Source organism: Bacillus sp. MMSF_3328, from assembly GCF_030733525.1.
GTDB classification, from domain to species: Bacteria; Bacillota; Bacilli; order Bacillales; family Cytobacillaceae; genus Bacillus_AB; species Bacillus_AB infantis.
On sequence record NZ_JASHIV010000006.1, the window covers coordinates 162,827 to 189,293 of the forward strand.

Annotated in this window: 22 protein-coding genes, 2 pseudogenes and 1 riboswitch; of the genes and pseudogenes, 6 read left to right on the forward strand and 18 right to left on the reverse strand. The window is 45.0% G+C overall.

From position 1 onward, the window contains the following. The first annotated feature begins 262 nt into the window (after window positions 1-262). The gene (locus RBB45_RS12750; protein WP_306009681.1) at window positions 263-694 is read left to right on the forward strand and encodes a hypothetical protein; all 432 of its coding nucleotides are present in this window, start codon (window positions 263-265) and stop codon (window positions 692-694) included. Window positions 695-748: 54 nt separating this feature from the next. Next, window positions 749-1,951: pseudogene (locus RBB45_RS12755) on the forward strand (DUF4085 domain-containing protein). 36 nt (window positions 1,952-1,987) lie between these two features. Here RBB45_RS12755 and RBB45_RS12760 read toward each other — a convergent pair. The 9 genes from RBB45_RS12760 to RBB45_RS12800 all read right to left on the reverse strand — a co-directional run bounded on the left by RBB45_RS12760 (window position 1,988) and on the right by RBB45_RS12800 (window position 13,812). Beyond that, entirely contained in the window at window positions 1,988-3,049 is a 1,062-nt protein-coding gene (locus RBB45_RS12760; protein WP_306009682.1) for a DmpA family aminopeptidase, read from the reverse strand. A gap of 56 nt (window positions 3,050-3,105) precedes the next feature. Then, window positions 3,106-3,771 carry a GGDEF domain-containing protein gene (locus tag RBB45_RS12765; protein ID WP_306009683.1) on the reverse strand — a complete coding sequence of 222 codons (666 nt, stop codon included), beginning with the start codon at window positions 3,769-3,771 and terminating at the stop codon, window positions 3,106-3,108. A gap of 50 nt (window positions 3,772-3,821) precedes the next feature. Then, window positions 3,822-4,064 carry a hypothetical protein gene (locus tag RBB45_RS12770; RefSeq protein WP_306009684.1) on the reverse strand — a complete coding sequence of 81 codons (243 nt, stop codon included), beginning with the start codon at window positions 4,062-4,064 and terminating at the stop codon, window positions 3,822-3,824. Window positions 4,065-4,148: 84 nt separating this feature from the next. Next, a riboswitch (cyclic di-GMP riboswitch) is annotated at window positions 4,149-4,233 on the reverse strand. Window positions 4,234-4,354: 121 nt separating this feature from the next. Then, on the reverse strand, window positions 4,355-5,488 hold the full coding sequence (locus RBB45_RS12775; RefSeq protein ID WP_306009685.1) for a M24 family metallopeptidase: 1,134 nt from the start codon (window positions 5,486-5,488) through the stop codon (window positions 4,355-4,357). A gap of 15 nt (window positions 5,489-5,503) precedes the next feature. Beyond that, the gene (locus RBB45_RS12780; RefSeq protein WP_129613523.1) at window positions 5,504-6,916 is read right to left on the reverse strand and encodes a sodium:solute symporter family protein; all 1,413 of its coding nucleotides are present in this window, start codon (window positions 6,914-6,916) and stop codon (window positions 5,504-5,506) included. 19 nt (window positions 6,917-6,935) lie between these two features. Further along, window positions 6,936-8,120: a metal-dependent hydrolase family protein gene (locus tag RBB45_RS12785; RefSeq protein WP_306009686.1), complete on the reverse strand. Its 1,185-nt coding sequence runs from the start codon at window positions 8,118-8,120 to the stop codon at window positions 6,936-6,938. Between the two features lie 117 nt (window positions 8,121-8,237). Further along, window positions 8,238-9,803, reverse strand: a complete 1,566-nt coding sequence (locus RBB45_RS12790) for a helix-turn-helix domain-containing protein (protein WP_306009687.1) — start codon at window positions 9,801-9,803, stop codon at window positions 8,238-8,240. 236 nt (window positions 9,804-10,039) lie between these two features. After that, complete coding sequence (locus tag RBB45_RS12795; RefSeq protein WP_306009688.1) at window positions 10,040-11,869, reverse strand: YhgE/Pip domain-containing protein; 1,830 nt, start codon at window positions 11,867-11,869, stop codon at window positions 10,040-10,042. Then, window positions 11,869-13,812 carry an efflux RND transporter permease subunit gene (locus RBB45_RS12800; RefSeq protein WP_306009689.1) on the reverse strand — a complete coding sequence of 648 codons (1,944 nt, stop codon included), beginning with the start codon at window positions 13,810-13,812 and terminating at the stop codon, window positions 11,869-11,871. The genes RBB45_RS12795 and RBB45_RS12800 overlap by 1 nt, the downstream gene beginning before the upstream one ends. A gap of 264 nt (window positions 13,813-14,076) precedes the next feature. Between RBB45_RS12800 and RBB45_RS12805 the strand changes: the two genes are divergently transcribed. Beyond that, window positions 14,077-14,646 (forward strand): TetR/AcrR family transcriptional regulator, encoded by a 570-nt coding sequence (locus tag RBB45_RS12805; protein WP_306009690.1) that lies wholly within the window; start codon window positions 14,077-14,079, stop codon window positions 14,644-14,646. A 55-nt stretch (window positions 14,647-14,701) separates the two neighbouring features. Here the strand turns inward: RBB45_RS12805 and RBB45_RS12810 are convergent, their stop codons facing one another. The 8 genes from RBB45_RS12810 to RBB45_RS12845 all read right to left on the reverse strand — a co-directional run bounded on the left by RBB45_RS12810 (window position 14,702) and on the right by RBB45_RS12845 (window position 22,603). Continuing rightward, complete coding sequence (locus RBB45_RS12810) at window positions 14,702-15,145, reverse strand: NUDIX hydrolase (protein WP_306009691.1); 444 nt, start codon at window positions 15,143-15,145, stop codon at window positions 14,702-14,704. Window positions 15,146-15,230: 85 nt separating this feature from the next. After that, window positions 15,231-17,273, reverse strand: coding sequence for a DUF4179 domain-containing protein (locus tag RBB45_RS12815; RefSeq protein WP_306009692.1), 2,043 nt, complete (start codon window positions 17,271-17,273; stop codon window positions 15,231-15,233). A gap of 174 nt (window positions 17,274-17,447) precedes the next feature. Then, on the reverse strand, window positions 17,448-18,299 hold the full coding sequence (locus RBB45_RS12820; protein ID WP_306009693.1) for a DegV family protein: 852 nt from the start codon (window positions 18,297-18,299) through the stop codon (window positions 17,448-17,450). Between the two features lie 83 nt (window positions 18,300-18,382). Beyond that, entirely contained in the window at window positions 18,383-18,574 is a 192-nt protein-coding gene (locus tag RBB45_RS12825; protein ID WP_306009694.1) for a hypothetical protein, read from the reverse strand. 346 nt (window positions 18,575-18,920) lie between these two features. After that, complete coding sequence (locus RBB45_RS12830) at window positions 18,921-19,706, reverse strand: RQC-minor-1 family DNA-binding protein (protein ID WP_306009695.1); 786 nt, start codon at window positions 19,704-19,706, stop codon at window positions 18,921-18,923. 24 nt (window positions 19,707-19,730) lie between these two features. Next, entirely contained in the window at window positions 19,731-20,609 is an 879-nt protein-coding gene (locus RBB45_RS12835; protein WP_306009696.1) for a DUF1835 domain-containing protein, read from the reverse strand. Window positions 20,610-20,695: 86 nt separating this feature from the next. Continuing rightward, entirely contained in the window at window positions 20,696-22,363 is a 1,668-nt protein-coding gene (locus tag RBB45_RS12840; protein WP_306009697.1) for an SWIM zinc finger family protein, read from the reverse strand. 90 nt (window positions 22,364-22,453) lie between these two features. Further along, on the reverse strand, window positions 22,454-22,603 hold the full coding sequence (locus RBB45_RS12845) for a hypothetical protein (RefSeq protein ID WP_022543421.1): 150 nt from the start codon (window positions 22,601-22,603) through the stop codon (window positions 22,454-22,456). Window positions 22,604-22,656: 53 nt separating this feature from the next. Between RBB45_RS12845 and RBB45_RS12850 the strand changes: the two genes are divergently transcribed. Beyond that, window positions 22,657-23,943 (forward strand): phytoene desaturase family protein, encoded by a 1,287-nt coding sequence (locus tag RBB45_RS12850; protein ID WP_306009698.1) that lies wholly within the window; start codon window positions 22,657-22,659, stop codon window positions 23,941-23,943. Continuing rightward, window positions 23,933-24,793, forward strand: coding sequence for an RNA polymerase sigma-70 factor (locus tag RBB45_RS12855; RefSeq protein WP_306009699.1), 861 nt, complete (start codon window positions 23,933-23,935; stop codon window positions 24,791-24,793). Before RBB45_RS12850 ends, RBB45_RS12855 begins: the two co-directional genes overlap by 11 nt. 60 nt (window positions 24,794-24,853) lie before the next feature. Here RBB45_RS12855 and RBB45_RS12860 read toward each other — a convergent pair whose 3' ends face one another. Next, window positions 24,854-25,456: a hypothetical protein gene (locus tag RBB45_RS12860; protein WP_306009700.1), complete on the reverse strand. Its 603-nt coding sequence runs from the start codon at window positions 25,454-25,456 to the stop codon at window positions 24,854-24,856. A 790-nt stretch (window positions 25,457-26,246) separates the two neighbouring features. On the opposite strand from RBB45_RS12860, the pseudogene RBB45_RS26295 reads away from it, so the two are divergent. Then, window positions 26,247-26,378 (forward strand): annotated as a pseudogene (locus RBB45_RS26295) (excalibur calcium-binding domain-containing protein); the annotation flags it as partial. Between the last annotated feature and the right edge of the window lie 89 nt (window positions 26,379-26,467).

A 26,467-nucleotide genomic window follows, 5' to 3' on the forward strand; every position in this document is an offset into this window, starting at 1 on the left:
GGTTTCTTGGCTTGGTTGGTGGGCCAGGGGGTCAGGTCCCTTGGCTCGGTTTTGGGCCAGGGGTCTGTCCCCTTGGCTCCGTTTTGGGCCAGGGGGTCTGTCCCTTGGCTCGGTTTTGGGCCAGGGGTCTGTCCTTGGCTCCGTTTTGGGCCAGGGGGTCTGTCCCCTTGGCTCCCTTACTCGCGGTAATGGCATGAATGAGCAGGGGCACATAAATTTCCAGAATGCTATAATAATAGAAAAAGCCAAAAGGATGCTCACATTGAAATCTTTAAAAATGAAGGCCTTCACCTGGATTGAATCACTTAGTGACCAATACTCAATTAACAGCTTTACTGGTAATCATGCCGCTTATTTTAAGCTTGATGGATTTGCCGATGAACCAGAGGTTTATATCCGTTTTACCGATGCTGGTCTGGACTTTGGATATGAAGCTGTACAATGGAATGGACCTATTCCGGCTCCGGTGCCTGGCATTTATACAAAACATTCTTTATCCTGGAAGGAAGTTCAATCCTTGAACAGAGAAGAGCAGCAGGACGTGATGCTTGAACTGCTGCTTAAGACTATTAACACCAGAAAAAGGCAATATCGAAAGTGTCAGTTTTGCGGTGAAAAGGTTGCCAAGGAGCATCGGTTTGACAATGATACATGCCATGGCTGCGCATCGCGGCAATTTGGGGTTGTGTACTAGATTCAATGGAGATGTACAATATACTACTTTTACCAAATGATTTGAGGTGCCCCAATGTGGAATCTAACAACTCAAGCAAAAGAAGCATTCTTAAAGCATAACCTCCTCCCCATTCCTGAGACAGACTCTGACTGGGAAAGCACCTTGAGAGAAGCCAAGGAAGAAGGAGAAGATCTCCCTGCCCGCCTGAAAGAGGAACTGGAGGATATAAAAGCTGAGCTGCTGACTGTGCTCCCGAGCCGCTTTGTTCCTTATCTTGAAAATGGAACGCTCAATCAGCCTTCCCTGCCAAAATCGGTCCGGGAGGATTATCTTTAATGGATGCGCAACAGTGACAGGGAGTTTGAACAGGTTTTGGATGCCGCATACGAGCAGACAACACAGGCTGCTGCCCATTTATCACCTGCTGTCCAGGAAGTTTTCACAGATAGCCTCCATGATGCCATCATAGAGCGGATTGAGCGGGAGAATGGCAATCTTCATCTTTATATCAATACAGAGAGCGGTTTTTCCACCAAGCCTTATATTCACATTACTTTCCATGATATCACTGAAGAAGAAGCCGCTGAGCAGCTGCAGACCGGCCAATGGCTGATATACTATGAGCTGCAGAAAACGGCTGCGGGCTTTGCCTTCCGTGTTCTGTTTGAATGCCCGGATGCCCAGTGGACCATTTATATGAAGGATTTGACTGTGCAGTATTTTTATAGGCCGGTGCTTTATACAAGATTAAAAGATGAAGGAAAATTAGAAGATATGCTGCTTGGGGAATATATCGCACAGCTGCCGCAGGGGCAGCGCTATTGGCTGGCTGCGCCTGACTTTATAAGCGAGATTAGCAGCTTGGAGGAACCCGTTCTTCTAGCAGATGGAAAGCTGGAAGTAAACCAAATAAACGCAGTGGTTACAACCTCAAGCGGGCAATACACCTACCCTTTGGAGGAATATAATCCGATCGGCTTCATCTACACTGACATTGATGAAGACCCATACGCACACTTAAAGGAGCCGGTCCCGCCGGAAGAGCTGGAAGCTGCCATTTTCAGCGGGATCCCTGAACAGCAGGTCCGCGCCTGGAATACGATGTATACCAGTCCTGAAGAGCATGCGGAGACGATCAATCTCATCATGGAGAAACTGGAGTTTACCGAAGAAAATGAAATGATGCTGTTCGTTTATGCAAATCATTTTTATAAAGCTGGGGTTTTGACTGAAGATAATAGGAAAAAGTACGGAGAATTGATTGATCATGAATAGGAGCCATGCCCCGCAATATTGGGAGCATGGCTTTTTTTACACCAGCCGGATACCATGCTTCCGCAGCAAATCACTCAAAGCCGGCCGCACATTCCCATTCCGGCCCGCCACCCGTGTTGCCGCTGCCAAAGAATTCAGGACAGCTTCTTCCGTTGCATCGCCTGCCGCCCTGAAGGCCAGATCAATATCTTCTTCATGTATCATAGAAAAGGTCAGGCAATCTGCCGGTTTTTCATGAGGAATTTTCACAGCAGTCGAAAACCCAATGACAACCTCGCCGCTTCCCGTCCCGATGATTGACCCCGTCCGGGACAATCCTGTAACCGTCCTTTTAATAATTCGATTTAGCTGCCTCTCTGACACAGGCAGATCTGTAGCCACAATGATGATAACTGAACCTTTATCCTGCTCCTCCTTAGCTTGGATAGCCTCACTCAGCTCTACCCCGACCGCTTTCCCATTCACCCGCAGATCCTTTAAACCGCCGAAATTCGTCAGCACGAGAACGCCCAATGAATATGTCCCATGGTCCATCTCCATTACCCTTGAAGCTGTCCCGATCCCGCCCTTCAGCGAATAGCAAAGCATGCCGGTCCCTGCTCCAGCAGTGCCTTCTTCCACGTCCGCCGAGGCATTCTGCAGTGCCTGGAAAACATGCTCCCGCTCTATAAACCCAGCCCTGATATCATTCAAAAACATATCATTGCATTCACACACAATCGGATTCACCGTTCCAGTCGTCCGGCCGATTTCGGGATTAGACTCCAGCATATACTGAATCAAAGCATCTGCAGCTGTACCGATGCCGAGCGTATTGGTCAGGATAATGGGGGATTCAAGCGTACCCAGCTCATTGATCTGAATTGTCCCCATACTCTTCCCAAACCCGTTGATCACATGGGTTGCGGCGATCAGCTTTTCTTCAAATAGATTTCCGGGATGCGGCACAATTGCCGTAACCCCGGTTTGTTTGTCAGCTTCGCTCAGCGTGGTATGCCCCACAGTTACGCCTTCCACATCTGTGATGCTATTGCGTGGACCTGTCTGAAGGGTTCCTATTTTTACTCCATAGTCTCTGATTCTTTTTTTGGCGGGCATAGTTATCCTCCATTTTTGCGAAGAAAGGCATCTCTCTCCCATCTGTTAGGATAGATTCAGGCACCTTTTTTCGTTCTTTTATGCTGGTACATATGGTTATCCGCTTCAACAAATAAGCGTTCCATTACGCCTCGGGAATTTTCACTGAACGCAAAGCCTATTGATAGGTTGATTTTGACTTCCTGGCTATTTTCATTATATCTGCTAATCGCTTCAGCTAGCTTTTCGGCCAGTAACTCCACCTGTTCTTTTTCCTTTTTTAAAAGAATGACGGCAAATTCATCTCCTCCAATCCTGGAAACATAAGCATCCTCTGTAAAAAAACGTTCTAATAGATGTGCTGTTTCTTTAATTAGAAAATCCCCTGTTTTGTGTCCATGGTTGTCATTTAAACATTTCAATCCGTCCAAATCACACAAAATGATGGCTGCAGCTATATCCTCACGTTCATTATATTTCTCCATCATTTGCTCGAAGAATTCACGGTTATATATGTCTGTCAACGCATCATGGGCGATTCGATATGTCAATGTCTCCTCCAGCTTTTTTCTCTCATCAATATTCCGCACCACCCCTTGAAGAGCAACCAGCACGCCATTCTCATATATGGGAGACGCATACTCTTCAAACCACCGGTAATGGCCGTCTTTATCCTTCCAGCGCTGAACGATCGCTTGATTGAAATCCACCTGTCCCTGCACCTTTTTTTGCAGAATATCCATATCCTCCGGGTGAATATCCCTGAAGGCAACACCTGCGTCCGAATAGGCATCTACATTAGAACCTGCACCGAAAAAGCATCAGCTGAAGGACCAAGATATTTGAATTGCAGCTCCGGATAGACTTGGCAATAATAAAGGAAATCCTTGGTGTTTTCGATCACATGCATATAACTTTCATGATTTTTAAAAGAGTCCGTTTCTTTCTTTTTCCAACTTCTGAAAAAATAAATTACAATCAATAAAACAGTCAGTGCCCCTAATCCAAAACCTTGTGCAAATTGTATGTTCATCATTGCTGTCCCTCTTCATTTTCCTCGATCCTACAGCATAAAAAATAGACCAACCGAAACCGATTAGCCTATCGTCCATAAAGATGAATCGGTAACTGGCCGACATAGCCCCTTGGCTTTAGCCCCTATAGTCTTGCGCCCTCACCTTTCGATGAATTTGCCTGTATATTTATCTATTTAATTTTAAAGGATAAGCGGCAAGACTTCCAATTTAAACCATGGAGCCACGGGGTCAGGTCCCGTGGCCCATTATCAAAAAGAGCCAAGGGACCTGTCCCCTTGGCTTTTCTAGATTAATAAAGCAAAGACTCCATATCACGCGGATATTCCGTAATCAATCGGCAGCCATCAGATGTGATTAAAACCGTATCGGAATGCCTGAAGCCGCCCACACCAGGAATATAGATTCCCGGTTCAATTGAAAAGGCCATGCCTTCTTCCACAATTTCATGGTGGTCATACCGCAGGAATGGCTGTTCATGCGCTGAGACGCCAATACCATGCCCGGTCCGGTGGATGGCAAATTTTTCGAGCCCTGCCTTTTCAAATACCTGGCGGGCGGCTTTATCTACTTCTGATAATTTGACACCTGGTTTAATAAAATCGATAGCACGCTGCTGTGCCTCCATAGCGGCTTCAAATGCTCTTTGCTGCTCTGCTGTGGGTTTTCCGACGATGACCGTTCTCTCTAATTCCGCGCGGTATCCATTCAGACCAACCTGCCTGCTATGGATGATAACATCCCCTGCTTCAATTTTTCTGGTATTAGAGAACACATGCGGCATAATGCTTCTTGTTAATCCAGAGGGAGACATCACCACTAGATCTAGGACGGCATCAGGGTATTGAGTAGAGGCAGCTTCAAAAACAGCCGTATTTCCCGCTGCGTCGATTTCCATCTCGGTTACTCCTATGCCGATTCTCGTTAATGATTTACTTACCGCAAGATTCACTAATTGCCCTGCCTGTTCAAGCATATGAATCTCTTCCGCATCTTTAACAAACCGCATTTTATAAATAACTGCCCCGATATCCACCACCTGGTAGCCTAGTTCTTGGAGGGATAAAAGAATCTCTCCAGGGATAAACGATAGATCCACACCGATCTTTGCCCCATCAGGACTTTGCTTTGCCAAGACCTGGATATACTCGGCGTGTGTTTTCTCCACTCTTTCAGCATTTGGGTGCTCATAATACACAAGCACATCATCAATGCTTCCGCTTTCTTTTGCATGGGTTTCCTCAAGCCCGGGAACAATCATCGACGATTTTCCATGCTGCAGATGAAAGATAATGGGCCTTGAATAAATTAAAGCTTTAAAACCCGTTAAGTAAAATTGATGATCCGGATTAAAAACAAAAGCAGCAGATATTGAGTGTTCCTCCATATAGTTTCCCAATTTTTTTATCCTTTTGGATGTATCCATGTTTAGCAGCTCCTTTTACAGATTATATTGGCCAGTTTGATTATGGTCGGCTGAAGCATTCTTGTTTTTGGTAAGCAGGCTGACAATGATCAGAGTCAGCACCGATAATGGCAGGGCGAAAAGAACACTATTCCAGCCTAATGGCCTGTCCAGCCCTATCTCCCACAGCATGGTTGCGAAACCGCCGACAACCATGGAACTCAGCACACCTGCTTTTGTGGCGCCTTTCCACATGACGGTCGCAAGGATGGCAGGAGTGAGAGAAGCTCCATACATCGTATAGGAATACATCTGGATAGCTAATACGCTCGGGAAGAACTGGCCTAACACATAAGCAAGGACACCTAATACCACGACAATGATACGGTTCAGCCATAATAATTTGCTTTCTGAGAACTCATTTTTACTAGAACGCTGAATCAGATCACGGATGATATTGCCGGAGGCAGATAACAGATAAGAAGTTGCTGTGGTAATAATAAAAGCAACAGCCGCACATAAAATCAGGAGCCCAATGACCATTGGCACTCCATCGATTGCCAGAGACAAAATAGCCGTGTCAGGCGCAATCTCCGGGAACAGAACAATCGAGGTTGTAGCGAGCATGATGGTCAAACTGATGACGAAAATACAGCCAACAATAAATCCTATCGTCGATTTGCGGGCTACATCCGGATCCTTCGCCGCAGAAAATCGCTGATACATGTTTTGGTCCCCTAATACGAGTAAAAACAGCGGCAGGAAGTAGCCGATCAGCTGCGGAAAAGTTAATCCGCCATTCCAGCTTTTATTCACTTCCGGCAAGGATACCGCCAGACCCTCAAATCCGCCGACGGCATTTAAAGCAAAAGGAAGTCCTATAATAAACCCGAGAATAATCAATACGGCGCTAAGGGCATCCGTATAAGCTACAGAGAACAATCCCCCGCTAACCGTCAAAAAGATGACTAGTGCACATATAATAATGGCGCCAATCTCCAAAGGAATGCCGGTAGTCAGCTGCAGGACATATGCTCCGCCTGTGAACTGATAAGCGGTAATTCCAATAAAAGCGAAAATAATGATAATAGAAGATATATAGAGGGCTCCCTTTCCGAAGCGCCGCTCCAATAATTCCGGCACAGTATAGATTTCAACCTGCCGGATCTTTCCTGCGATAAAATACAAGATGATTGCCCCTACAATCCCGCCGGACAGATTAAAAATAGCGGCAAATGGACCGTATTGATAGATAAAGCTGGCACCGCCCACCACGGTCCCTGATCCAACAAATGTGGCCAGCAGTGTCCCCATCACAACAAATAAAGGCAAGCTCCGTCCTGCAACCATAAAATCATCGCTGTTCTTCACTGAATTCTTGGCAAAATACACACCAATCAAGAGCATTAAAATTAAATAGATAACAACAGCTGCTAAATATATACTCAACCCGCTCACCTCTTATTGTTTAATTAATGAAGACTCCATTTTTCATAACTTTCTTTTCTCCACGCAAGCTGTTTAGATCATCAAGCGGATTCTTATTTACAATTAACAAATCAGCATACTTCCCTGGAGTAATGCTGCCGGTTTGCTCTTCGATTCCGAGACACTCTGCTGCGATGCTGGTTGAAGCTTTTATGACGTCCAGCTGGGACATCCCTGCCTCCTGCATGATCGCCAATTCATCAAAATAGTAAATTGGAGGAGTTAACGGAGAGCCGCAGTCTGTCCCAGTAGCAATTTTCACGCCAATTTGGACGGCCTCTTTTAACATATTAAAATGGGGTTCAACTACTTGTTTCGCCTTTTCCAGTGCATAATCCGGGATATCCGGACTGCTGGTCAGCTGTCTCATTACCTTCATGGTCGGCACTAAAAATGTCCCTTGATTTTTCATAATTTCCAGTGCCTGGCGGTCCGCATAAATGCCATGTTCAATCGTATCAATTCCGACCTCTAAGCAATTCATGATCCCTTCAAGTCCATCTGCATGGGCAGCAACTTTCTTGTTCTTTTTTAAGGCTTCTTCCTTTGCAGCACTTAACTCCTCAATGGTTAATTGAACCGATCCCGGTTCTTCACCTTTGGTATAAATCCCGCCCGTTGCCATTACTTTTACCAGATCCGCACCTTCCTTCAGTACCTTTCTCGTATTCTTGCGGACCTCATCTGCCCCGTCTGATTCATAGCCCAGATAATATACATGTCCGCCTGTCATACAAATCGGTGCGCCAGATGCAATAATAGATGGCCCAGTTAGTAAGCCGGAATCTATCATATTCCTTACATGGAGCACAGTTCTGTCAGGAGAACCTAAATCCCGTACAGTTGTTACGCCTAATTTGAGTGTGTCCAAGGCATGTTTATAGGCTTCCAGAGCGATTCTGTCATTTTCTTCGTTTTTAATAACCGACTGCGGATCGGCGCTGCCATTCCACACTAAATGAACGTGGCAGTCAATAAGCCCCGGGAGTATGTACTTCCCTGAACAGTCAATCACTTCAAACCCATCTGTATTAGACGGCTCGCCTTGATTGACCTCTGTTATCCTGCCGTTTTCGATTTTGACGAATACATTTTCCTTAATCTGATCGCTTGTCCCATCAATAACACTGGCATTTTGCAAAAGCCAATTTCCATCTGCTGTCATGGTTAACCCTCTCCTTTTAATTTGATTATTCAGAATTATAACAATATAGTTAAACCATTACATTGTCATGATCCAACAAAAAAAGAGACATAGATTGTCTCTTATAAACAAATGGTATTAGTCATTGTTTTGTTTAGAATAGTATATAGAAAAGGCCAGTACGAGCAGGGAATAATGAGTTGAGTTTTGGATATCCAGAGGAAGAAGTTCATTGATTTTCTGCAATCTGTACTTCACTGTATTCGGGTGTATGTATAATTCACTGCTTGCCTTCTGCAGGCTGCGGAAATGTTTGAGATAGATATAGAGAGTTTCTGTTAATGAAGCATTTTTCTTTTGATCATACGATAATAAAGGACCAAGTATTTCTTCATCAAAATGGGGGAATAGATGATGGGAATGGAGATTATAGCCTACTTTTTCAATGCCCATCTCATCCCAGAATGACAGCTGTAACTCATGTGTTTTAGAATGGGTCAAAGCTGTAGCTGACTGGCTGTACAGGATTTGGATACTCTCAATAGTGCCGACTGCGCCTAATGCACTTACGCCTATCCGGACATGTGAACAATCCCTGAGAATCTGAGTTAATGTCTCTTTATCAAAATCTGATGCTAAAACAGCCACAATTTTCCCATTATAGATCCATATCCGCGAGTTTGCCTCATTTTCTTTTAATAGCTCTGCAAGCATCTGCAGCTTTGATTGAAGCATTTCCAGGTAATGCGATTGCATCTGAAGAATACATGTGACCCTTTTTAAGTCAATATAGAACTCCGAAGGATCAATTCCTGCAGCCTCGCCTTGAAAAATGCTTTCAAATAACTTTATATCCTTTTTCTTTTGATAGTTTAATAGTGTATTTTTGTTGTAGGCCGCTAAACTTAAAGCGCGCAGGCCATTTTTTATAACCTCTTCCGAGTACCTGTCTGAAATACCCTTTTGGCAAATGATCATATAACCCAGAAAGTTCTGCTTTGAGTACAAAGGATATATTTTAAAATCTACGGCAGTTTTCCCTGCCTGTTTGACGGTGATATTGGTTTCTCGATTTGTAAATCTCACTTTTAATACATTCTCTTTATGCTGGCCGATGATAAGCTCAATCAAATGCCTGATTTCGTTCCTGGTCTGCTCTTTCTTTTTCCAATAGCCAATCAGCTCGAAATAAGGATCCAAGACGCAAACAATATGGTTTATATGCTCTCCTATCACCTTTACAATTGAATTTAAATCTTTCTCTAAAAGCACGATTTCCATAAGTTTTTCATTCAGTTTATATATTTTCGTAACATCTTCATTTTCTCTTTGATTCACTAACTGATTATATTTTTCATAAATAATGAAGTATGGTACATCCTCAGGAATTTCAAAGAGGGGAAGAGAATTTATGTTGCAAAACTCGATAACTTCGAACGGAATCTTCTTCAAAGCAGCGATATGAAAACCAATGGCACTGACTCCGATATTCTGCAGCCACTCCAGATGGCTGACAATTTGCTTTACGTCTTCGAAGGCGTGAAAAGTGGTCATGATAAACCCCTTTTCCTTAATCCGCGACGTTCTTTCAGTAAGCTCTAAATTGCTTAGGTACCCTATCTCCTTATCCGCATTATTCCTGCCGCCAACCAGCATAATATTAGCCTTTTCTAACACATTAGCAAATTCACCCACCGTAATCATATATAACCCCCTTGGATCTTTAGACCATTAGGATCTCTACTTAAATCTCAATGCATGTGAAGAAAAGTGTCTGAAATTATATTTTAGTATTTCTACATTCTCTGGAAGATTACCTCTTTACTTTTAACTCAGGCTGCTTATGTGAGAAAAAATTTTAATAGTACTCCAAGCCACGGGGACAGACCCCGTGGCCCAATATCAAAAAGAGCCAAGGGACCTGTCCCCTTGGCTCACTCCTATGAAAACAGCGCCTTCAGACGAGCCCAAAACCCTTTCGGCTCTTCTTTAGGCTTTTCATTTTCTTTCGTTTCTTCCTGCTTAATGCTTTCTGTCTTTAGCACAAACTGAACAGAGTTGACCTTTTTGTTTTGCGCTGATACGAAGGATACCGGTTTGAAGTCACTCTTGTCATATTCTTCGAGCATGCCTTCAACTTCTTCTTTCATTTGTTCAGGCAGATCCCTGGTTGCTTCATAAAGTTCAGTGGTACCGGTATGAAGGCTGGCTGCGCCGTTGGCGATTTCTCCTGTTCCGTCGGCGACGCCAGCAATGCCGTTATGCAGTTCAGAATAGGAACCTGCCAGCCTGTTCACTCCGCCGGTGTAGTCCACCAATCCCGAGTGAAAGGATTCGTAATTGGCGGCAAGTGCATTAACGCCTGCCTGCAGCTGGGCCATTGCATCGGCAGCATCTGAGCTGTTCAGAGCCTGCGAAAGTCCCGCGGCCATTGCATCCAGATTTTTGGCCATTCCTGTCAGAGAACCACTGACCTGTTGCAATGTCCCGCTGACAGCGGCAAAGCTGCCTTGCCCAGCAGCAAATACTCCCTTTGCATTTTTAGCAGCTGTATAAGTCTCAAGCAATTGCGCGACCACATCCGGATCGGCGCCGCTTTGTATCAGCTGCTCGATCTGTGCGTGGGAAATCTCATGATTCGGGATGTTTTCCATTGCTTCGCTCAAGCTATTGTAAGAGGCACTAAAAGCCTGCTGCAATGCTGCCAGATTCCTGGACACTTCCCGCAGGCCGGCTGCGGATTGGGACAGTCCATCCTGCATCTTTTTCAAATCGCCGAGACCCATATCTCCAGAGCCAGCGCTCAGACTGCTATTCAGCTTTTGCAGAGCCTGCTCGATGCTCTTTGAGCCGCTGACCAGCTTGGAAGAGGAACCATCGAGCGACGCTATGCCATCACGGTACTCCCTGGAGCCATCGCTGAGCTTAGCTGCGCCATTATGCAATTCCGAAGCGCCGTTCTGCAGCTGCCCCACTCCATCATTGACCTCTTTGATCGCTTTTGTCAGTGTATCCATCTCACCTGTCATGTCATCGATGTCAGGTGCATCAATCGGGAGAGAAGACGGAATGGCTGTGATATCAATGCCATCGAGCTCAAAATCCGCCACATCTGCTTCAAGTGTCAGATTTCCCTCTTTTTCCGGCATCACAGTGAATGTGGCCTGCTTATTTTTCCCCGCATTGGCAAGCATCCCGTCCGGAGCCTCGATATTGCTGAATTTCTCCCCATTCAGCGGGAAGGAAATCTGCAGCAGATAGTTCTCGAAAAAGGATGGATCTGCATTATCGTTCCGGGATGTTTGAATCCCAATTTGTACATGGCCGCTTTTTCCAGCCAATTCTTCCGGTGCGGTTTCCTGCCCATCCAATGTATACGTAATGGAAACACTCCATGGCAGGGCTGACTCATTCAAATCACCCTGATAATAAAACTTTCCTTCTTCTTCAGCCGTCACATTCACCGCTGCGTCTGATTTCTCAATCGGCGAGAGATCCGTCAGGTTTTTCAGGTTCGTATAGGGGCCATAATCAGTCACTTCCCCAGGTTCTTCAATATTTAAAATGTTGACCACATAAACTTCCTGATTTTCACCGGCTGGGCTGAGCTTTGCATACACCACTTCATCCTTTGAGGAAAGCTCTCCTGTTTCCTGGGAGACTTTTTCCCCTGACTTGCTGCCCGCTGTATCAGCCGAAACGAGCAGGGCGGGCATCATCATTAGGATGCTGGCAAAGACAGCCAAGAATTTTCTCATTCTCCTCATCATCACTTCTCCTTATAAAAGTTTGCTTTCCATGTTGTTTTCATGATCAGTTTATCGAAGATCAGCAGGCACGCCGGAAGGAAGAACACAACCATGATCAAGGCCAGCAGCGCTCCCCTTCCAAGCAGCAGTCCGATTGAAGCTACGATCGGGTTCGATGACGTAATCCATAAGATAAAGCCTACACTTGATAAAATTGAGGCTGAAATGCCGATCGAGAATATTTTTTCATCCATCGTTTTCTTGACTGCTTCAAGCGCAGACATTTCCTGCCGGTCCTCTTTATAAGCATCTGTCAGCAGGATCGCATAGTCGACAGTCGCTGCCAGCTGGATGATGCTGACGAGCAGATAGCCGACATATACTAATGAAGAATCTGTAAAATAAGGGACCGACAGATTGATCCAGACGGCTGTCTGAATGGTCAGCAGCAGGATCAACGGAATCGAAATCGACTTAAAGGTTACAAACAGTACGAATGCGACGGTCAGGAGAGTCAGCAGATTGACCAGTGTGTTGTCTTTTTTGACCGTGTTTTTGATATCATACAATGTCACGCTTTCCCCGACTGAATAAACCTTGTCCCCATACAGCTTTTCAGCAGTATCCTGGACCCGCTCGATCAGCTTGAATGCCTCATCTCCCTCAGTTTTTGTGTCTGTCTGAAGGATGATCCGGCTGTAATTTTCCGAGTAAAACTGTTCGGTGATGCTGGGGTCGAGATACTCTGGAGGGACAGCCGCACTGACGGTGTTGACATATGCCATGACACTCGTTACATGGTCAAGCTTCTCCAGCTCGCTGGCGAGCTCTTCTTCCTTAGCCGTATCCCCCTTTGGTACAAGCAGGACCATCGGCGTGCTTTCCCCGAATTCTTCTTTAATTTTCGCAAAATCGCTCCCCGCCCTGGTTGTTTCCGGCAGCTCTCCAACTCCATAAGTGAAATTGGTCTTGCTTTGCGCAAGAAAGGCCGGGACAATCAGGATGGCGACAAGCAATAGAACCGGCACCCGGAACTTCAGCACAAAATTCCCCTTGCCGCGGATGTATGGCAGCAATGGCTTATGCTGCGTCTTGTCGATCCATTTATAACAAAGCAATGTCAATGCCGGCAGGAACACCATGACACTGATGAAGCTCAGTAAAATCCCTTTAACCAGGTTGATGCCAAGATCCGACCCGATTTCAAACTCCATGAATGATAGGGCAATGAAACCGAAGAAGGTTGTGGACGCGCTGGCTGCGATTGCCGAAAATGATTTCTTCATCGCCAGCTCCATCGCTTCCCGCGGGTCTCCCACCTTTTTCCGGTAATCGTTAAAGCTGTGCAGGAGGAAAATTGCATAATCCAGCGAGACTGCAAGCTGCAGGATCGGGGCGACCGACTGAGTGACAAAGGAAACCTCACCGAGAAAAATATTCGTCCCCATGTTGATCAGAACCGATACACCGATGGCGGTGAGGAACAGCAGCGGCTCCACCCACGAGGTCGTTGAAACGACTAAAATAATGATGATGATCGGCACCAAAAAGGCGGCCGCATACATCGATTCTGTGCCGGCCATTTTCTGCTGGGTGGCCGTATTCAGCGATTCCCCGGCCATCGCATTGTCTTTGCCGATGAGATCATAAATGCGATCAGTAATCTGGACTTCCTCTCCTTCACGGATGCTGAAAGAGAATAAGGCATAGTCATCTTTGTAATAGTCATCTACCGTATTCGGGTCCGCCATCTCAAGCGGAGCCTTGATGTCGATCACATCATCCAGCCACATGACATCAGATACACCGTCAATCGCGGCCAGCTTTTCTTTGAAATCAAGAGCTTCCTGTATGGTCATGTCCCGCATCATCACCCGGTTCGTCGGGACATTTCCTTCAAATTCCCGCTCCATCACTTCCATGGCTTTCGTCGACTGAGCGTCCTCCGGCAGATATTCCTTCATATCATAGTTCACCGACACAGTGAACTGCGCCAGGGCGCAAAGCACAGTCAAAACCGCGAAAATAATGGCAACGGCTTTTTTATGTTTAAGTATTCGTGCAGCAATATTGATGCGTGTTCACCCTCTCTTGCCCTTTTTTTCTATACACTTTATCATTATATAAACACGGTGTTGCCTATTCAACGAACAGTTCTCTAACTTCCGTGGTATTCCCGACACAATGATCAAAAGTGTTGGAAAACGCAAAAAGAAAGGAAACTGGTTATGACCTTTCCCAAAATGGACAGACGCAAAAAATATACAATAATGGTATTGAAAGACAGCCTCATGAAGCTATTGAAGGACAAGCAAATCTCCTATATCACCGTCAAAGAAATCTGCAGTCTCGCCGACATCAACCGCTCCACATTTTATTCCCACTATACCGATCAATATGACCTCCTGGACACCATCGAAGACGAAATCATCCAGGACATGCAGGGCTATATGAGCCAGTACAACTTCGAAAAAGAAGACCAGGCCCTCCAAATGATCGAAAAACTGCTCGAATACTTCGCCAGCAAACACGAAGTATGCACCACCCTCCTCAACGAAAAAACAAACACAACCTTCGAAACAAAAGTCATCAACTTCGCCCACCAGGTCTTCATGACCAGCTGGCTCGCCGACACAGCGTACGATGAAAACCTTTCTGAATACCTCAGTACCTTCATCATCAGCGGCAGCATTCATGCGATAAAGAAATGGCTTAATAATGGGATGGATCACAGTCCTAGGGAGATGGCGGAGATTATTAATGGGGTGATTAATCGGGGGTTGTTGGGGGTGCGGTGAGGTAGGGGAATGGGTTCCTTGGGCTGGTTTAGGCCAGGGGGTCAGGTCCCTTGGCTCAAAACACCTCAATAAAAAACTCCTTGCTCTCCCCATGAACCAGCCGCTCCAGGACCGCATCCCTCTCTACAAATTCAACTTCATTAATCTCGCTGTCCTCTGCCTTCAAATCAGACCTATCCCCCACATACTCAACAACAAACATCACCGTTTCCTGCCGGCTCCAGCCTGTTTTCTCAGCAAACTCCTTATCAAAATTAAAACAGATCTTTTCCTCTAGCTGCCTTATAATTCGATATTCAGCAGATCCTGTTTCCTCTGCCAGCTCTCTTAATATCGCGTCCTTAAGATTTTCATCGCTATCCTCGACCCCGCCCTTAGGGAAATCCCACTCCCCTTTCATATGTCCTTCCGAAGCTTTTAAAGCACTTCTTTTAACCTTATGAACCAAAAGGTATTCCTCTCCCTGAAATACGATGGCCCCAACAGCATTTCTAATCATTCGGCATTCTCCTTATTTGAGCCAGGGGGACAGACCCCCTGGCCCAGTTTCAAAAAAGAGCCAAGGGGTCTGTCCCCCTGGATCTCTATTCCAACGATATCCTCACAACATCTTCCAAATATTTAGTAGTACTGTACCCATAGATTTCAAGGGCTTGGGGAACTAAATTATCACCTTGTATTTTGACTCTTTCAACGGTAGAGAAATGGCGGAGGTACTCGAGCTTTTCGTATAGAGCAGGTGTGATTTGATGAACATCGTATTTTTTCCCGCTTTTATCGACGTAGACTCCTTCAGACTCCATTTCGATTGAAGTATTTTCGCTTTTCTCCGTTACAATATTGAAGTGAAACGACTCGTAGGCGCGATCTTTAATGTCATGATTGCTTAAGACAACAGTGGTAGGCTTGCCAACCTCTACCTTATCAATGGAAATCCTGCTGCCAGCATAGTTAAAGGTTTGCGGGTACTGCTTGGATGGGTCCAATCTAATTGATTTATAATCATCAAAAGATAAATACAGCCTCTTGAATTTCACCTCAATCTTCCCTGCCTTTTTTTCAAAAAGAGGTTCGAATTGTGCTTGATAACCATGCCATGAACCTAAGGAGGCACCGCCATAAAGATCCGCTTTTAATATTTTATTGTTCACTTCTAAACTGGCAAAATCAATATTATCTATCCTCTTTTTTCCTGACTGTGCATAACCCATGCTATATTGCAGAAGGGTGGCTGTCGGAGTAAGAATCAGTTTTTCCATCCGGACTGGGAGACCCTCAACTTCTATGTCTTTTTCCAGTTCATACTCGGTGGAAGGCTGCTTGACTACAGGAATCTCAAATTCCCACTCACCTCTTGCCTCCTCTAAGCTTCCGCTAAAAGTATCCCGGACAGAGGAGCCGCGGGTTAATTTCATCATCTTTGTAATCTTCAGCTTAATAGTGCCGCTATCTTTTAGCAGCGGCCTCAGACTGATTTTTCCATGATAGATGTTCTGTTCTTCCTTGTTTAAATCCGACTCCAGGTCAGGGGGATTATACGGAGGATACATTTGCTCATTCATGATGGACTGCTCATCCTCCACATAAACGCCATCATCAAAATTAATCATATACTGATTGTTTTTCTTCGTATCTTCGATTTCATAAAAAATCAGCGTCTGAACCTCATCAGCGATCACGCTCTTAATTTTAATCTTCACCCCATTATTTTCTGCTACCAAATTCAGCCTTTCACCCAGTTTCGCCTGCAGAAAAGGACGGAGCTCTGGATTTTCCTCAGATAAGGAATAATAGACTTTTGCGAAAGCCCCTGTAAAGAAACCAGTGCACATGAGTATAGCCAATACACTTGCAGCAATAAATCCGATTCTATTACGTTTGTTGTTCTTTTGCTGCCTCAGGTTTTCAGTCTGGGCAATTCTTTCTTTAATGCTCTCCATAAAGCCGGCCGGAATTTGAAACGCCTCCATGATCTTCGTCAAATGCAGCTGTGCTTCCTGAAAAGAAGCCAGATCCTCCTGACAGTCCGGGCAATGATAAATATGCTTTTCGAAATCAATCTTAAGCGGCCTCTCCATGTTCCGCCCAAGATAATCTAAGTAAAACTTTTGGTACTCCGCACAGCCATTAAAATGCTCCCCATACCTAAGTCCATTTCTGAGCGACTGGATTCCAGAAACCAGCAGCTCCTTTACCTCTTTAACGGAAAGCTGGAGAAGGCTGGCTGTTTCCTCACTGGATAGTCCCTGCAGATAGGTAAAAACAAGCGCTTCCCTCTCTTCTCCTTTTAACTGTTCAAGCGCGTTGAACAGTTCCTCATGCGCATCACTTTCCTCTGAAGCTTCTATACTCCCGCTTGCAGCAAGCTCACGGCATTTATCTATAAAAACCCTTGTTACCCATATATCAAATGTTGTTTTGCTTTTTATTTTCGGAAAATCCTTCCGTGCTTTTAATATAGTCTGGTAGAAAAGCTCTTCCAGCTGCTGCTGATTCCTAAGATAAGACCAGCCTAATATATAAAGAGACCGCTGATGCTTCTCGAACCAACCAACAATCCACAGTAAATCGTTTCTACTAATATCCTCAAGTAAACCAGCATTCACTTTATTTGGGATGATCAACATGTTCCCCCCTCTATTTCCTAATTATACCTGTTAGTGAGCCAGGGGGACAGACCCCCTGGCTCAATCTCAAAAAGAGCCAAGGGGACAGACCCCCTGGCCCAATCTCAAAAAGAGCCAAGGGGACAGACCCCCTGGCCCAATCTCAAAAAGAGCCAAGGGACCTGTCCCCTCGGCTCACACTTCTAATCCAGCCACCCCAAAACCGCCGGCTCCGGAGTGGGTGGAGATCATGCCGCCTGCTTGGATCCACATTACGTTTTTGAATCCAGCTTCTTCGGCGATTTTGTCCATCCGCTTTTTAATTGTTTCATCAAGGCCAATTGAGTAAATGAAGTAAAGCTGCTCTCTGTCAATCTTGTAATCATTCAAATAATCCTGCATCATTTTTTCAGCCACCGTGCTCATTTTTCCGCGGTATTTTTTCGTGGAGACGAGCTTCCCGTCAACCAATTCTATGCAAGGTTTTATTTTTAAAAGTGTTCCGCCAAGGTACGCCATATTGCTTACGCGCCCGCCCGCTCGCAAGAAATCCAGGCTGCCAGGGATGAAAGCCAGCCTGGACTTAGGCACGATGCTTTCTATTTTTTCAACCAGGGCTGCAGGCTCCATGCCAGGTTCCTGTTCCAGCTGTTCTGCTGCGTAGATGACAACGGCAGCCAATCCGCCTGTCACATTTAGGGCATCAATCAGGAATAGATCTTCAAACTCTTCCGCTGCGATTACGGCATTCTGAAAAGAAGAAGAAGCTTTGCTTGTATAGCCAATATGGATAATGACGCAATCCGGATAATCCTCTCTTATCTTCGCAAAAAACTCCTCGTATTCATAAGAGTTCGTTGATGTCGTAGAGGGAATCTTTTTCGTTCGTGCATAATAATCATAAATATCTTCAACCGGCAAATGGCCATCCAAATAATCCTTCCCATCCATTACGATGTGCATCGGAACCACCTGAACGTTATACCTTTCAGTTAAATCAGCCGGCAAATCAGCGCCGCTTTCAGTCGTGAGAATGATCTTTTTCACTTATTTCGCCTCCTAGTTAGAAGCCATGGGGACAGACCCCCTGGCTCAGTCTCAAAACGGGCCAAGGGGTCTGTCCTCATGGCTCATTCCATATTATTAATTGAAAGAATCATATTCTTATAATGCCTTTGTTTCTGGGTCAAGGTTACTTCTGGATCGTCATCTTCTTCTATTAATTCGGTATACTCTACACTCTGCCCGTTTTCCATCGCATTATAGTATTTGCTATATAAGACTGCCAGCCGAGATTCATATTGATATAAGGATTCTGACACAATAAAATCCTGCTGCCTATTTGCCTGATACACAAAAATCTCAGAGTTAAACTCTTCTCTTGTGATATATAGTTCTTTCTTATATTCGAATAAGAAAAAGTTCATTCTCTCCGTATACAAAATCATGCCCTTTCTGATTGCCCTGGTTAACCTATTCATTTCTCGGTCGTATTCAGAAGTGGAGAAAACCATTCCTGTTTTCCCCGCTCTCTTGCAAGTCTTGCAAATATGCTGCCTGTGACCCTTCCCGCTAAACTTTTCCTTAGGCTTATCCATGCCGCATCCTATGCAAAAATGCCCATGCTTTTTCTTCTTTCCCAATTGCTATTGCTCCTTATCTACAATCCTAATACTCCCAATCGAAAAACTTTTCCAACTCGCGTGATTCCCGGCATCCGCTGCACCTCTTCGGAAGTGCAAAACCCTTCTGTTTAAAAAACTGCTGTTCACCGATAGAAAAAGTGAATCTATCTCCGCACTCATAGCACTTTAATAGAAGATCTTGAGGAGCTGAACCTAATAAAGCTTCATCCAGTATCAATTTTCGTTCCTTGGCTGCCTTGCTATCTCCCTGCTTATTCTCTTCCAGCAGATTAATGGTTTCCCTAATTGCGGCGCGGACTTTTTTATATTCGATATTTTCCCATAACCGTAAGTAAGGCATAAATTCTTTGTTTCTGGATTCCTTGATTTTTTCCAGCATCAAAAGAATCATCTCGCGATTTCGATCCTTTAAATACAGCATATCCGGTTCCAGTACTCCCTGGTGGATCCAGTCCTTCCATTCATAGATCAATTCATCGGTCATCTGGTCAGCTTCAATCAGCCAGCCCCTCTCCGTAAACACAATCATCGGGAGTTTCCCCTGATACTCTATATCCAGAAAGTCATGGTCCAGCATCCAGTCAATTTTCCCAATTACTTCTTCCAGCTTTTCTGCCCGGTAATAACCGTAAACAGGGGACTTGTCCAATCCAAGCTTCAGCACCTTTTTCTCTTTTGAACCCTTCAAAATCTTGGCAAGAAGTGTCCTGCCTCCCTGAAGAATGATTTCATCTGCGCCCCTCAAAATAGCTTTTATTTCATCATGAGATAAATCTGGCATATGAGTGACAACTCCTTTTTGAGCCATGGGGACAGACCCCCTGGCCCACTTTCAAAACGAGCCAAGGGACCTGTACCCCTGGTGCAGCCTCACACTATAAAACCTCATCGCCAGCAGGCTGCCTTCCGCCTCGAATACGCCTGCTGCTATCATTTTCTTCAATCGATATTCAAGAAATTCGTCTCCTACATACTGATCCAAACGCCCAAGCACGTCGCCAATCAGCCTTGCTGATTTCATGAAATCCTTTTCCTTTTGCTTGGCATGCAGCTTTTCGGCCCTGCTTTTTATAAATGTATCATAGTAGTCTTCGGGAAAGCTGTGGATCAGTTGGTTTCTCCATACTCTTAAATTTGCCCGATCTTCTGAAAGGATCAGCCACTCTTTTTCCAGATGTTCTCTATCATGGTCTGTTAACCATTTTCCAAATGGGCTTTCCCAGATCAGCTGAAGTGTCTCAGGGGATATTTCCCCTGTGTGCAATGGAGTAAATTTCACTTTTTTGTCTGGAAACATTTCTTCACCCGCTTTTGTTGTGTTGATCGCGGAGATATCTATATTTTTCCCCTTCAAAAGATACACAACAAACTGCAATCCCGTCTGCTCGTGGGCATTATCAGCATGCCAGATAATAATATGAGAGCCATCAGAAATACCCTGTATCTGTCTGATCGTCTTCTCAAACTTATTTCGATATTCGGGATATTCCTCATAATCATCACTGATCAAATCCTTCATCCATTCTATCCTGTTTTCTCTCCCGCTCTCTTCATGCAGCATCCAAACAGGACCAACTGAAAAGATGTCCCTAAAAAACACAACCCTCTCCTGCTCATAAATACCCATATCCCTAAAGGCATTTTTCAAAGATCCAGCAGGGGACTCCCCAAACAAAATATGTATGCGATTCAAACCTCTCTCTTGTCCCATGCTTGACCTCCTTCCCTTAAGCCATGGGGACAGACCCCCTGGCCCAGTCTCAAAACGAGCCAAGGGGTCTGTCCCCATGGCTCACATCACCGTATCTTCTCCAGCTCGTCCAAAAAAGCGGGCTTTCTTTTATTATCTTCTGCCAGCCTTTCAATGATTTCAGCCTGCTCCGGCTTCCCGGCAAGTTTCTTAAAATGAATTAACTTCCGGCAAACCTCCCGATACTGGCTTCGATTGGATGCAGATTTTGCTTCATTATAGATATATACCCTGTAAATCCCGGTAACTTCTTCCTTATAATGGTTTGCGAGCTTTCCGGCATATTTTTCAATATAGCTGGGATTTTTCCGGACAAAGATCATAAGCTCTTCCGTATCATTTTCCTTTTCTATCAATTGAAGCAGCAGGCGTTCACTAAGCCATCTATTATTCCCCTTCAGCTCTTCCTTAAGCTCCTCATAAAACCGTTCATTCTCTTTTCCAAGCTCTTTCAATTCCCCGTACATGCCAAAGTCGCCATCTAAAAACATCTCTCTCGCCAATGATTGCTGCTCTTCTTTCCTTCCGAGGTCTTTATACGCTTTGTAACGGTATTCCTTCCACTTAGTTACCAGTCCAGGATACTCTCTATCCTGGTCCTCTCCATCCAAAGAAACTTCGATGACTTTTTCATAATGACTTTCCACTAGATATTTCTCCAGCAGCTGCTTTCTAAAAGAGGAAAAGTGCAGGTGCTCCTGCATAAACTTCATCGCTTCCTCCGCCGGCCCATACTGATCAAGCAGCTGGTATAATAGCTGAAGCAGGTTTTCCTTCCTGTATTTCGAATACCTATCATCCGGCGCTTCTCTTAGTAGCTGGGACTCAATAATATTTCTTAATTGTTCTCTATAATAATCAGTCGAGGCAAATATCAGACAAATTTGGAGAAGGTCAATCTGGAATTCGTCCCAGCCTTCAAACATGTTACTATTTGCAGCCTTTAATAGCTTGTTGAACACCACTTCTCCCTGGTCACTTCCAGCTGCATCCATGGCGATTTCCTCAATCTTCTCGAGAGTCCCCTTGATTAGAAAACCAACGTCTCCATCTGAATCATCTGTATATTGAAAGGAAGCTATAGCTTCCTCCAGAAGTAACAAAGAAATATCTGCAGCCAGCTCCGGATCACTGACATCACCCGCTTTTTCGAGGACTGTTTCCAGCTCGATCGTAAACCGGCCAGCGTTTCTGGAAGTAATAAACCCGCCCCTGCCTTTATACTCCCTCACAATATCCTTGATCAGCTTTTTGCATGCCTTCAGCTCTTGTTTGCTGCCTCCCTTTACATATTTCAATAAGAGTTTTCTTTCAAGTCCCTCATCATAATAGGCGGCTTCCAGAAGAATTTGAATCAATTCTTCCTTTGATAAATCAGCCAGGACCTCTTCCAGAGCGGGAACTTTCTCAGTTTTTTTCACTGCCCTATTTTCCTGCTTAACTCCATCCAACATTCCCGCCAGCTGGTAAAAAGCTGCAGCCTGGTGCTTACAGATCGGGCCATAATCATAGGGACAATCACATTCGGAATCGGCAATCTCCCCATCTTCCTTAATCTCAACCCAAACCTCATAAAAATCCGTCCCCTCCGCTTGGAAAAAATACTTATTTTCAGCATTGGTTTCTATATGCTCCAGGCGCCCGTCTATATAATAGTCATGTCCTCTGTCGAGAATCGCGGCATCAATTGCACTTTTGAAATTACTTAAGTTCATGTTTCAGCCTCCCTTATGAGCCATGGGGACAGACCCCGTGGCCTATCTCAAAACGAGCCAAGGGGTCTGACCCCGTGGCTCATCTTACCATCACCCTATGACTCCATATTTTCTGTTTCGCTGGTCTCTATCGAATATCCTCCTAATAATCCTCTTTTCTCTTCTTTGAGCCAAGGGGACAGGTCCTCTGGCCCATTTTAAAAAGAGCCAAGGGACCTGTCCCCTTGGCTCATCAGTCACAAAACTCCTCCTTCAACCGTCATAAGAATGAATTTAAAACAGGAGGGATATTTATGACTCAAAATCATTGGGATACTGTCATTATAGGAGGCGGTTTAGCCGGCCTTGTTTCCGCAGCTGTTTTAGGAAAAGCCGGGATGAAGACTCTGCTGCTTGAAAAAGCGAAATCTGCCGGGGGACGCGCGAAAACGGATATCATCAGCGGACAGTATTTTAATATGGGACCGCATGCCCTTTATAAAAATGGCAAGGCTGTACCCATCCTCAAAGAGTTGGGTGTAGAGATCAATGGCAGTGCGCCTAAAATAGGCGGTTTGTTAATGGATGGCCACGAATCTTTTACGGCACCATTTTCACCAACCGGAGTCCTGCAATCAAAGCTTTTAAACTGGAAAGAAAAAATAGAATGGATAGGGATTCTGCGCAGGATTCAGAAGCTGAAGCCAGGCCAATTCAGCAATCTCACCTTCCAGCAGTTCGTGGACGAAACAACACAGACTCCTAAAATCCAGAAGCTTCTTTTTACACTTGGACGTCTTGTGAGCTATTCCCATGCCCCCGAACAAATCAGTGCAAGCGTCATGCTGGCCCACATGCAAATCGGCATGGGCGGTGTGATTTATGTGGATGGCGGGTGGCAATCCATCATTGATCAGCTGTACAACCAAGCCGTGACCAACCATGTACAGATTCAGACCAGTGCAAATGTGAAGCAGCTGACTGCTTTGGACAACGGCCAGTGGCAGATCACAGTATCCAATCAGGAACCGATCTATTGCAGTAACATCATTTATACCGGCCCCCCTCAAGCACTGAATGGTTTGCTCGGCGAATCTGCCAAGCTGCCTTTCAATCACTTTGAACCCATCAAAGCGGCCGCATTGGATGTTGCATTATCCAGGCTTCCCAATCCGGAAAACTTATTTGCCATGGGAATCGATGCACCCTACTATTACTCTGTTCACTCCAACTATGCCCGGCTGTCACAGAAAGGAGAAAGCACCATTCTCCATGTGCTGAAATACCACCATCCCAATGAGTCCATTAATGCTACTGAAGAAAAAAGGAAGCTGGAGAATTTTTTAGAGGTATTACAGCCTGGCTGGCAGAAATATATCATTACGAAGAGATGCCTTCCGCAAATAACGGTTAATGGCCGCTTGCCAAAGGTCAATGACACATCGTTATTTTCCCGCAGTTCCGCCATTCTCCCCGGGCTCTATGCTGCGGGAGATTGGGCTTCGCATTCTTTCATATTGTCAGAGGCTGCGGCAGAAAGCGGACAACAGGCTGCCCTCGAAGTGATAGATAAAGAAATGAGGATAAAGCATGCAAATTAGCAATGAAGATTATGTGCTGTATAAGCCATTATTATTTTCTCTCGGCTACCGCATGACCGGCTCTGTCTCAGAAACAGAAGATCTGATCCAGGAAACCTTCCTGCGGGCCTATCAGCTGCCTGAACTGGAGGTTGAGAACAAAAAGGCTTATTTATGCAGAATGATGACAAACAGCTGCATTGATTTTTTAAGATCCGCCAAGGTAAAAAGAGAACAGTACATCGGCCCTTGGAACCCGGAGCCCCTTCTGCAGCCCGTGGGCCAGCACACCGATCCGTCGGAAATCCTCATGGAAAAGGAGTATTTAAGCATCGCCTATTTACGGATGATGGAGTATCTCACCCCTCATGAACGGGCAGTCCTGCTGCTGCGGGAGGCGTTCGGCTTTTCATATTCGGAGATTAGCAGAATGATTGAAAAAACAGAAGAAAACTGCCGCAAGCTGTTCAGCCGCTCCAAGCAGAAAATGGCCGGAGCGGAAGGAGAAAGCCTGGATTACAAAAAGAATCTCTCATTGATCCAGCGCTTCATCCTCGCATTCCAAACAGAACGTACAGAAGACCTGCTCGAACTCATCTCAGAAAATGTCACACTCTACTCCGACGGCGGCGGAAAAGTCAAAGCAGCCGTACGTCCGATTCTGACCCGCCAGCGGGTATTGGCCTTCTTACAGGGAATTACACGCAATTTATCCAATGAAGTGCAATTTACCCTCACCACCGTCAATGGCCAGCCTGCCATGGTCAACTACATGAACGGCCGCATCCACAGCACCATAAGCTTTTCGATCTTTGACGAATGTATTGCGGAGATTTATATTACTATGAATCCGGAGAAGCTGGGGGGATAGAGCCAGGGGGACAGACCCCTTGGCCCACTTCAAAAGAGCCACGGGACCTGACCCCCTGGCTCAAAATTGAAATGGACTATAAAGGCCAAAAATAATAGCAACAACGAATGAAAGAATAACGACAATAGCCATTTGCTTACCTGTTTTATAAAAGATGATACATAGAACGATGTACATCATTAACTCTTCTACATAAGATACATCCACATAAAATAGACCTATTCCCAGGGCAAGGCTTAATAAAAGTCCCATCGGGAGAGCCGGCAGGACAAAAGCTAGACGTGGGTCATTCTTAGCTATCCAAACAATCATAGCCAAGAAAGGAGATACGATGGCTATACTGCCCCACAGAAGAAAATAACTCGTTAGAAAAAAGCCGAATAAATAGGCAGAATACACATAATAACTTATCAGCATGCCGCTGAAGAACAGGAACGTATTCAGAGCCGCTCGTAACAATGTCTTACTATACGCAGCCAAAATGGTCCCGATCAATACCCAAATGCCGAGCCTCGTAAAAATATCCCCTGAATAGCTTAGGATATAGCGCCCCCAGTGCCCATCAACAGAGACCGTATCTAAATACTTGGCTATTGCCCCCAGAAATATTCCAAAGACGAGACTTAAAACAAATCCTGGTATCTTTCTAATTAACTTAATCATTTGGCACCTCAATGTGGGACAGAGCCCTGTTTTGAACCAGGGGGACAGACCCCGTGGCCCAATCTCAAAAGAGCCAAGGTACCTGTCCCCTTGGCCCAAATTACATTTTCTCCTACAGTAAATATATGGTATTATGATTATATTACCATTAGGAGGATACATCTTGAAGTTTGTAAAGTTAATATTGCTGATAATCGCCATTATATTTTTATTCGGCTGTATAGCCTTGTCCCCAAAAGCATGGATAGGCATCATTATTTTCCTTGCAGGATATTTTTTAAATAGACTCTATCAAAAAGGCAGGATTCAATTTTCCAAATCCAAATATCTAATGGCACTAGGACTAATTTCAGCATTCATCCTGGCAGCCGCTTTCCCATCTGCTACTTTAACTGAAAAGGATAGTGCTGCGGACCTTAAGGTAAGTAAGGTAGCAGCAACAGCTACTGTAGACGATAGTACTGCTGAAAAAGAGGCTGCTGAAAATGCGAAAAAGGAAGAGGAGGCCGCTAAATTAGCTGAACAGAAGAAGCAGGATGAAGCTGAAAAAGCCGCTGAGCAAAAACGTCTTGAAGAAGAGGCAAAAAAGCAGGCTGAACAGCAGAAACTAGCAGAAGAGAAAAAGAAAAAAGAGCAGGAAGCTGCACTTGAGGCAGAGCGTAAAAGAAAAGAACAAGAAGCGGCTTTAGAGGCAGAACGTAAACGCAAGGAGCAAGAAGCCGCATTGGAAGCAGAACGTAAACGCAAAGAACAAGAAGCTGCTGAAGCTGAGGCCGAGCAGACAGCTGTACAAACAGAATCATTCGCGAATTGCACCGAACTAAGAAAAGTATATCCAGATGGAGTAGACTCCAGTCATCCGGCGTATGATTCAAAACATGACCGTGATAATGATAATTGGGCATGTGAGAGAAGCAGATAATCTGCTTCTTTTTTTTGCAAAAAGTGCCGGACTTATATGATAGACAAATCGATCGAGACGGCTGGACATGCATTTCCTTAGTCAAGAAA

Coding starts and splice junctions, on each gene's coding strand:
- RBB45_RS12760 (WP_306009682.1), bottom strand. CDS start 3,049: ATGCCCGCCAAAAAAAGAATCAGAGACTATGGAGTAAAAATAGGAACC.
- RBB45_RS12765 (WP_306009683.1), bottom strand. CDS start 3,771: ATGGATATTCTGCAAAAAAAGGTGCAGGGACAGGTGGATTTCAATCAA.
- RBB45_RS12770 (WP_306009684.1), bottom strand. CDS start 4,064: ATGATGAACATACAATTTGCACAAGGTTTTGGATTAGGGGCACTGACT.
- RBB45_RS12775 (WP_306009685.1), bottom strand. CDS start 5,488: ATGGATACATCCAAAAGGATAAAAAAATTGGGAAACTATATGGAGGAA.
- RBB45_RS12785 (WP_306009686.1), bottom strand. CDS start 8,120: ATGACAGCAGATGGAAATTGGCTTTTGCAAAATGCCAGTGTTATTGAT.
- RBB45_RS12790 (WP_306009687.1), bottom strand. CDS start 9,803: ATGATTACGGTGGGTGAATTTGCTAATGTGTTAGAAAAGGCTAATATT.
- RBB45_RS12795 (WP_306009688.1), bottom strand. CDS start 11,869: ATGATGAGGAGAATGAGAAAATTCTTGGCTGTCTTTGCCAGCATCCTA.
- RBB45_RS12800 (WP_306009689.1), bottom strand. CDS start 13,812: ATGAAGGAATATCTGCCGGAGGACGCTCAGTCGACGAAAGCCATGGAA.
- RBB45_RS12805 (WP_306009690.1), top strand. CDS start 14,077: ATGACCTTTCCCAAAATGGACAGACGCAAAAAATATACAATAATGGTA.
- RBB45_RS12810 (WP_306009691.1), bottom strand. CDS start 15,145: ATGATTAGAAATGCTGTTGGGGCCATCGTATTTCAGGGAGAGGAATAC.
- RBB45_RS12815 (WP_306009692.1), bottom strand. CDS start 17,273: ATGTTGATCATCCCAAATAAAGTGAATGCTGGTTTACTTGAGGATATT.
- RBB45_RS12830 (WP_306009695.1), bottom strand. CDS start 19,706: ATGGCTCAAAAAGGAGTTGTCACTCATATGCCAGATTTATCTCATGAT.
- RBB45_RS12835 (WP_306009696.1), bottom strand. CDS start 20,609: ATGGGACAAGAGAGAGGTTTGAATCGCATACATATTTTGTTTGGGGAG.
- RBB45_RS12840 (WP_306009697.1), bottom strand. CDS start 22,363: ATGAACTTAAGTAATTTCAAAAGTGCAATTGATGCCGCGATTCTCGAC.
- RBB45_RS12850 (WP_306009698.1), top strand. CDS start 22,657: ATGACTCAAAATCATTGGGATACTGTCATTATAGGAGGCGGTTTAGCC.
- RBB45_RS12855 (WP_306009699.1), top strand. CDS start 23,933: ATGCAAATTAGCAATGAAGATTATGTGCTGTATAAGCCATTATTATTT.
- RBB45_RS12860 (WP_306009700.1), bottom strand. CDS start 25,456: ATGATTAAGTTAATTAGAAAGATACCAGGATTTGTTTTAAGTCTCGTC.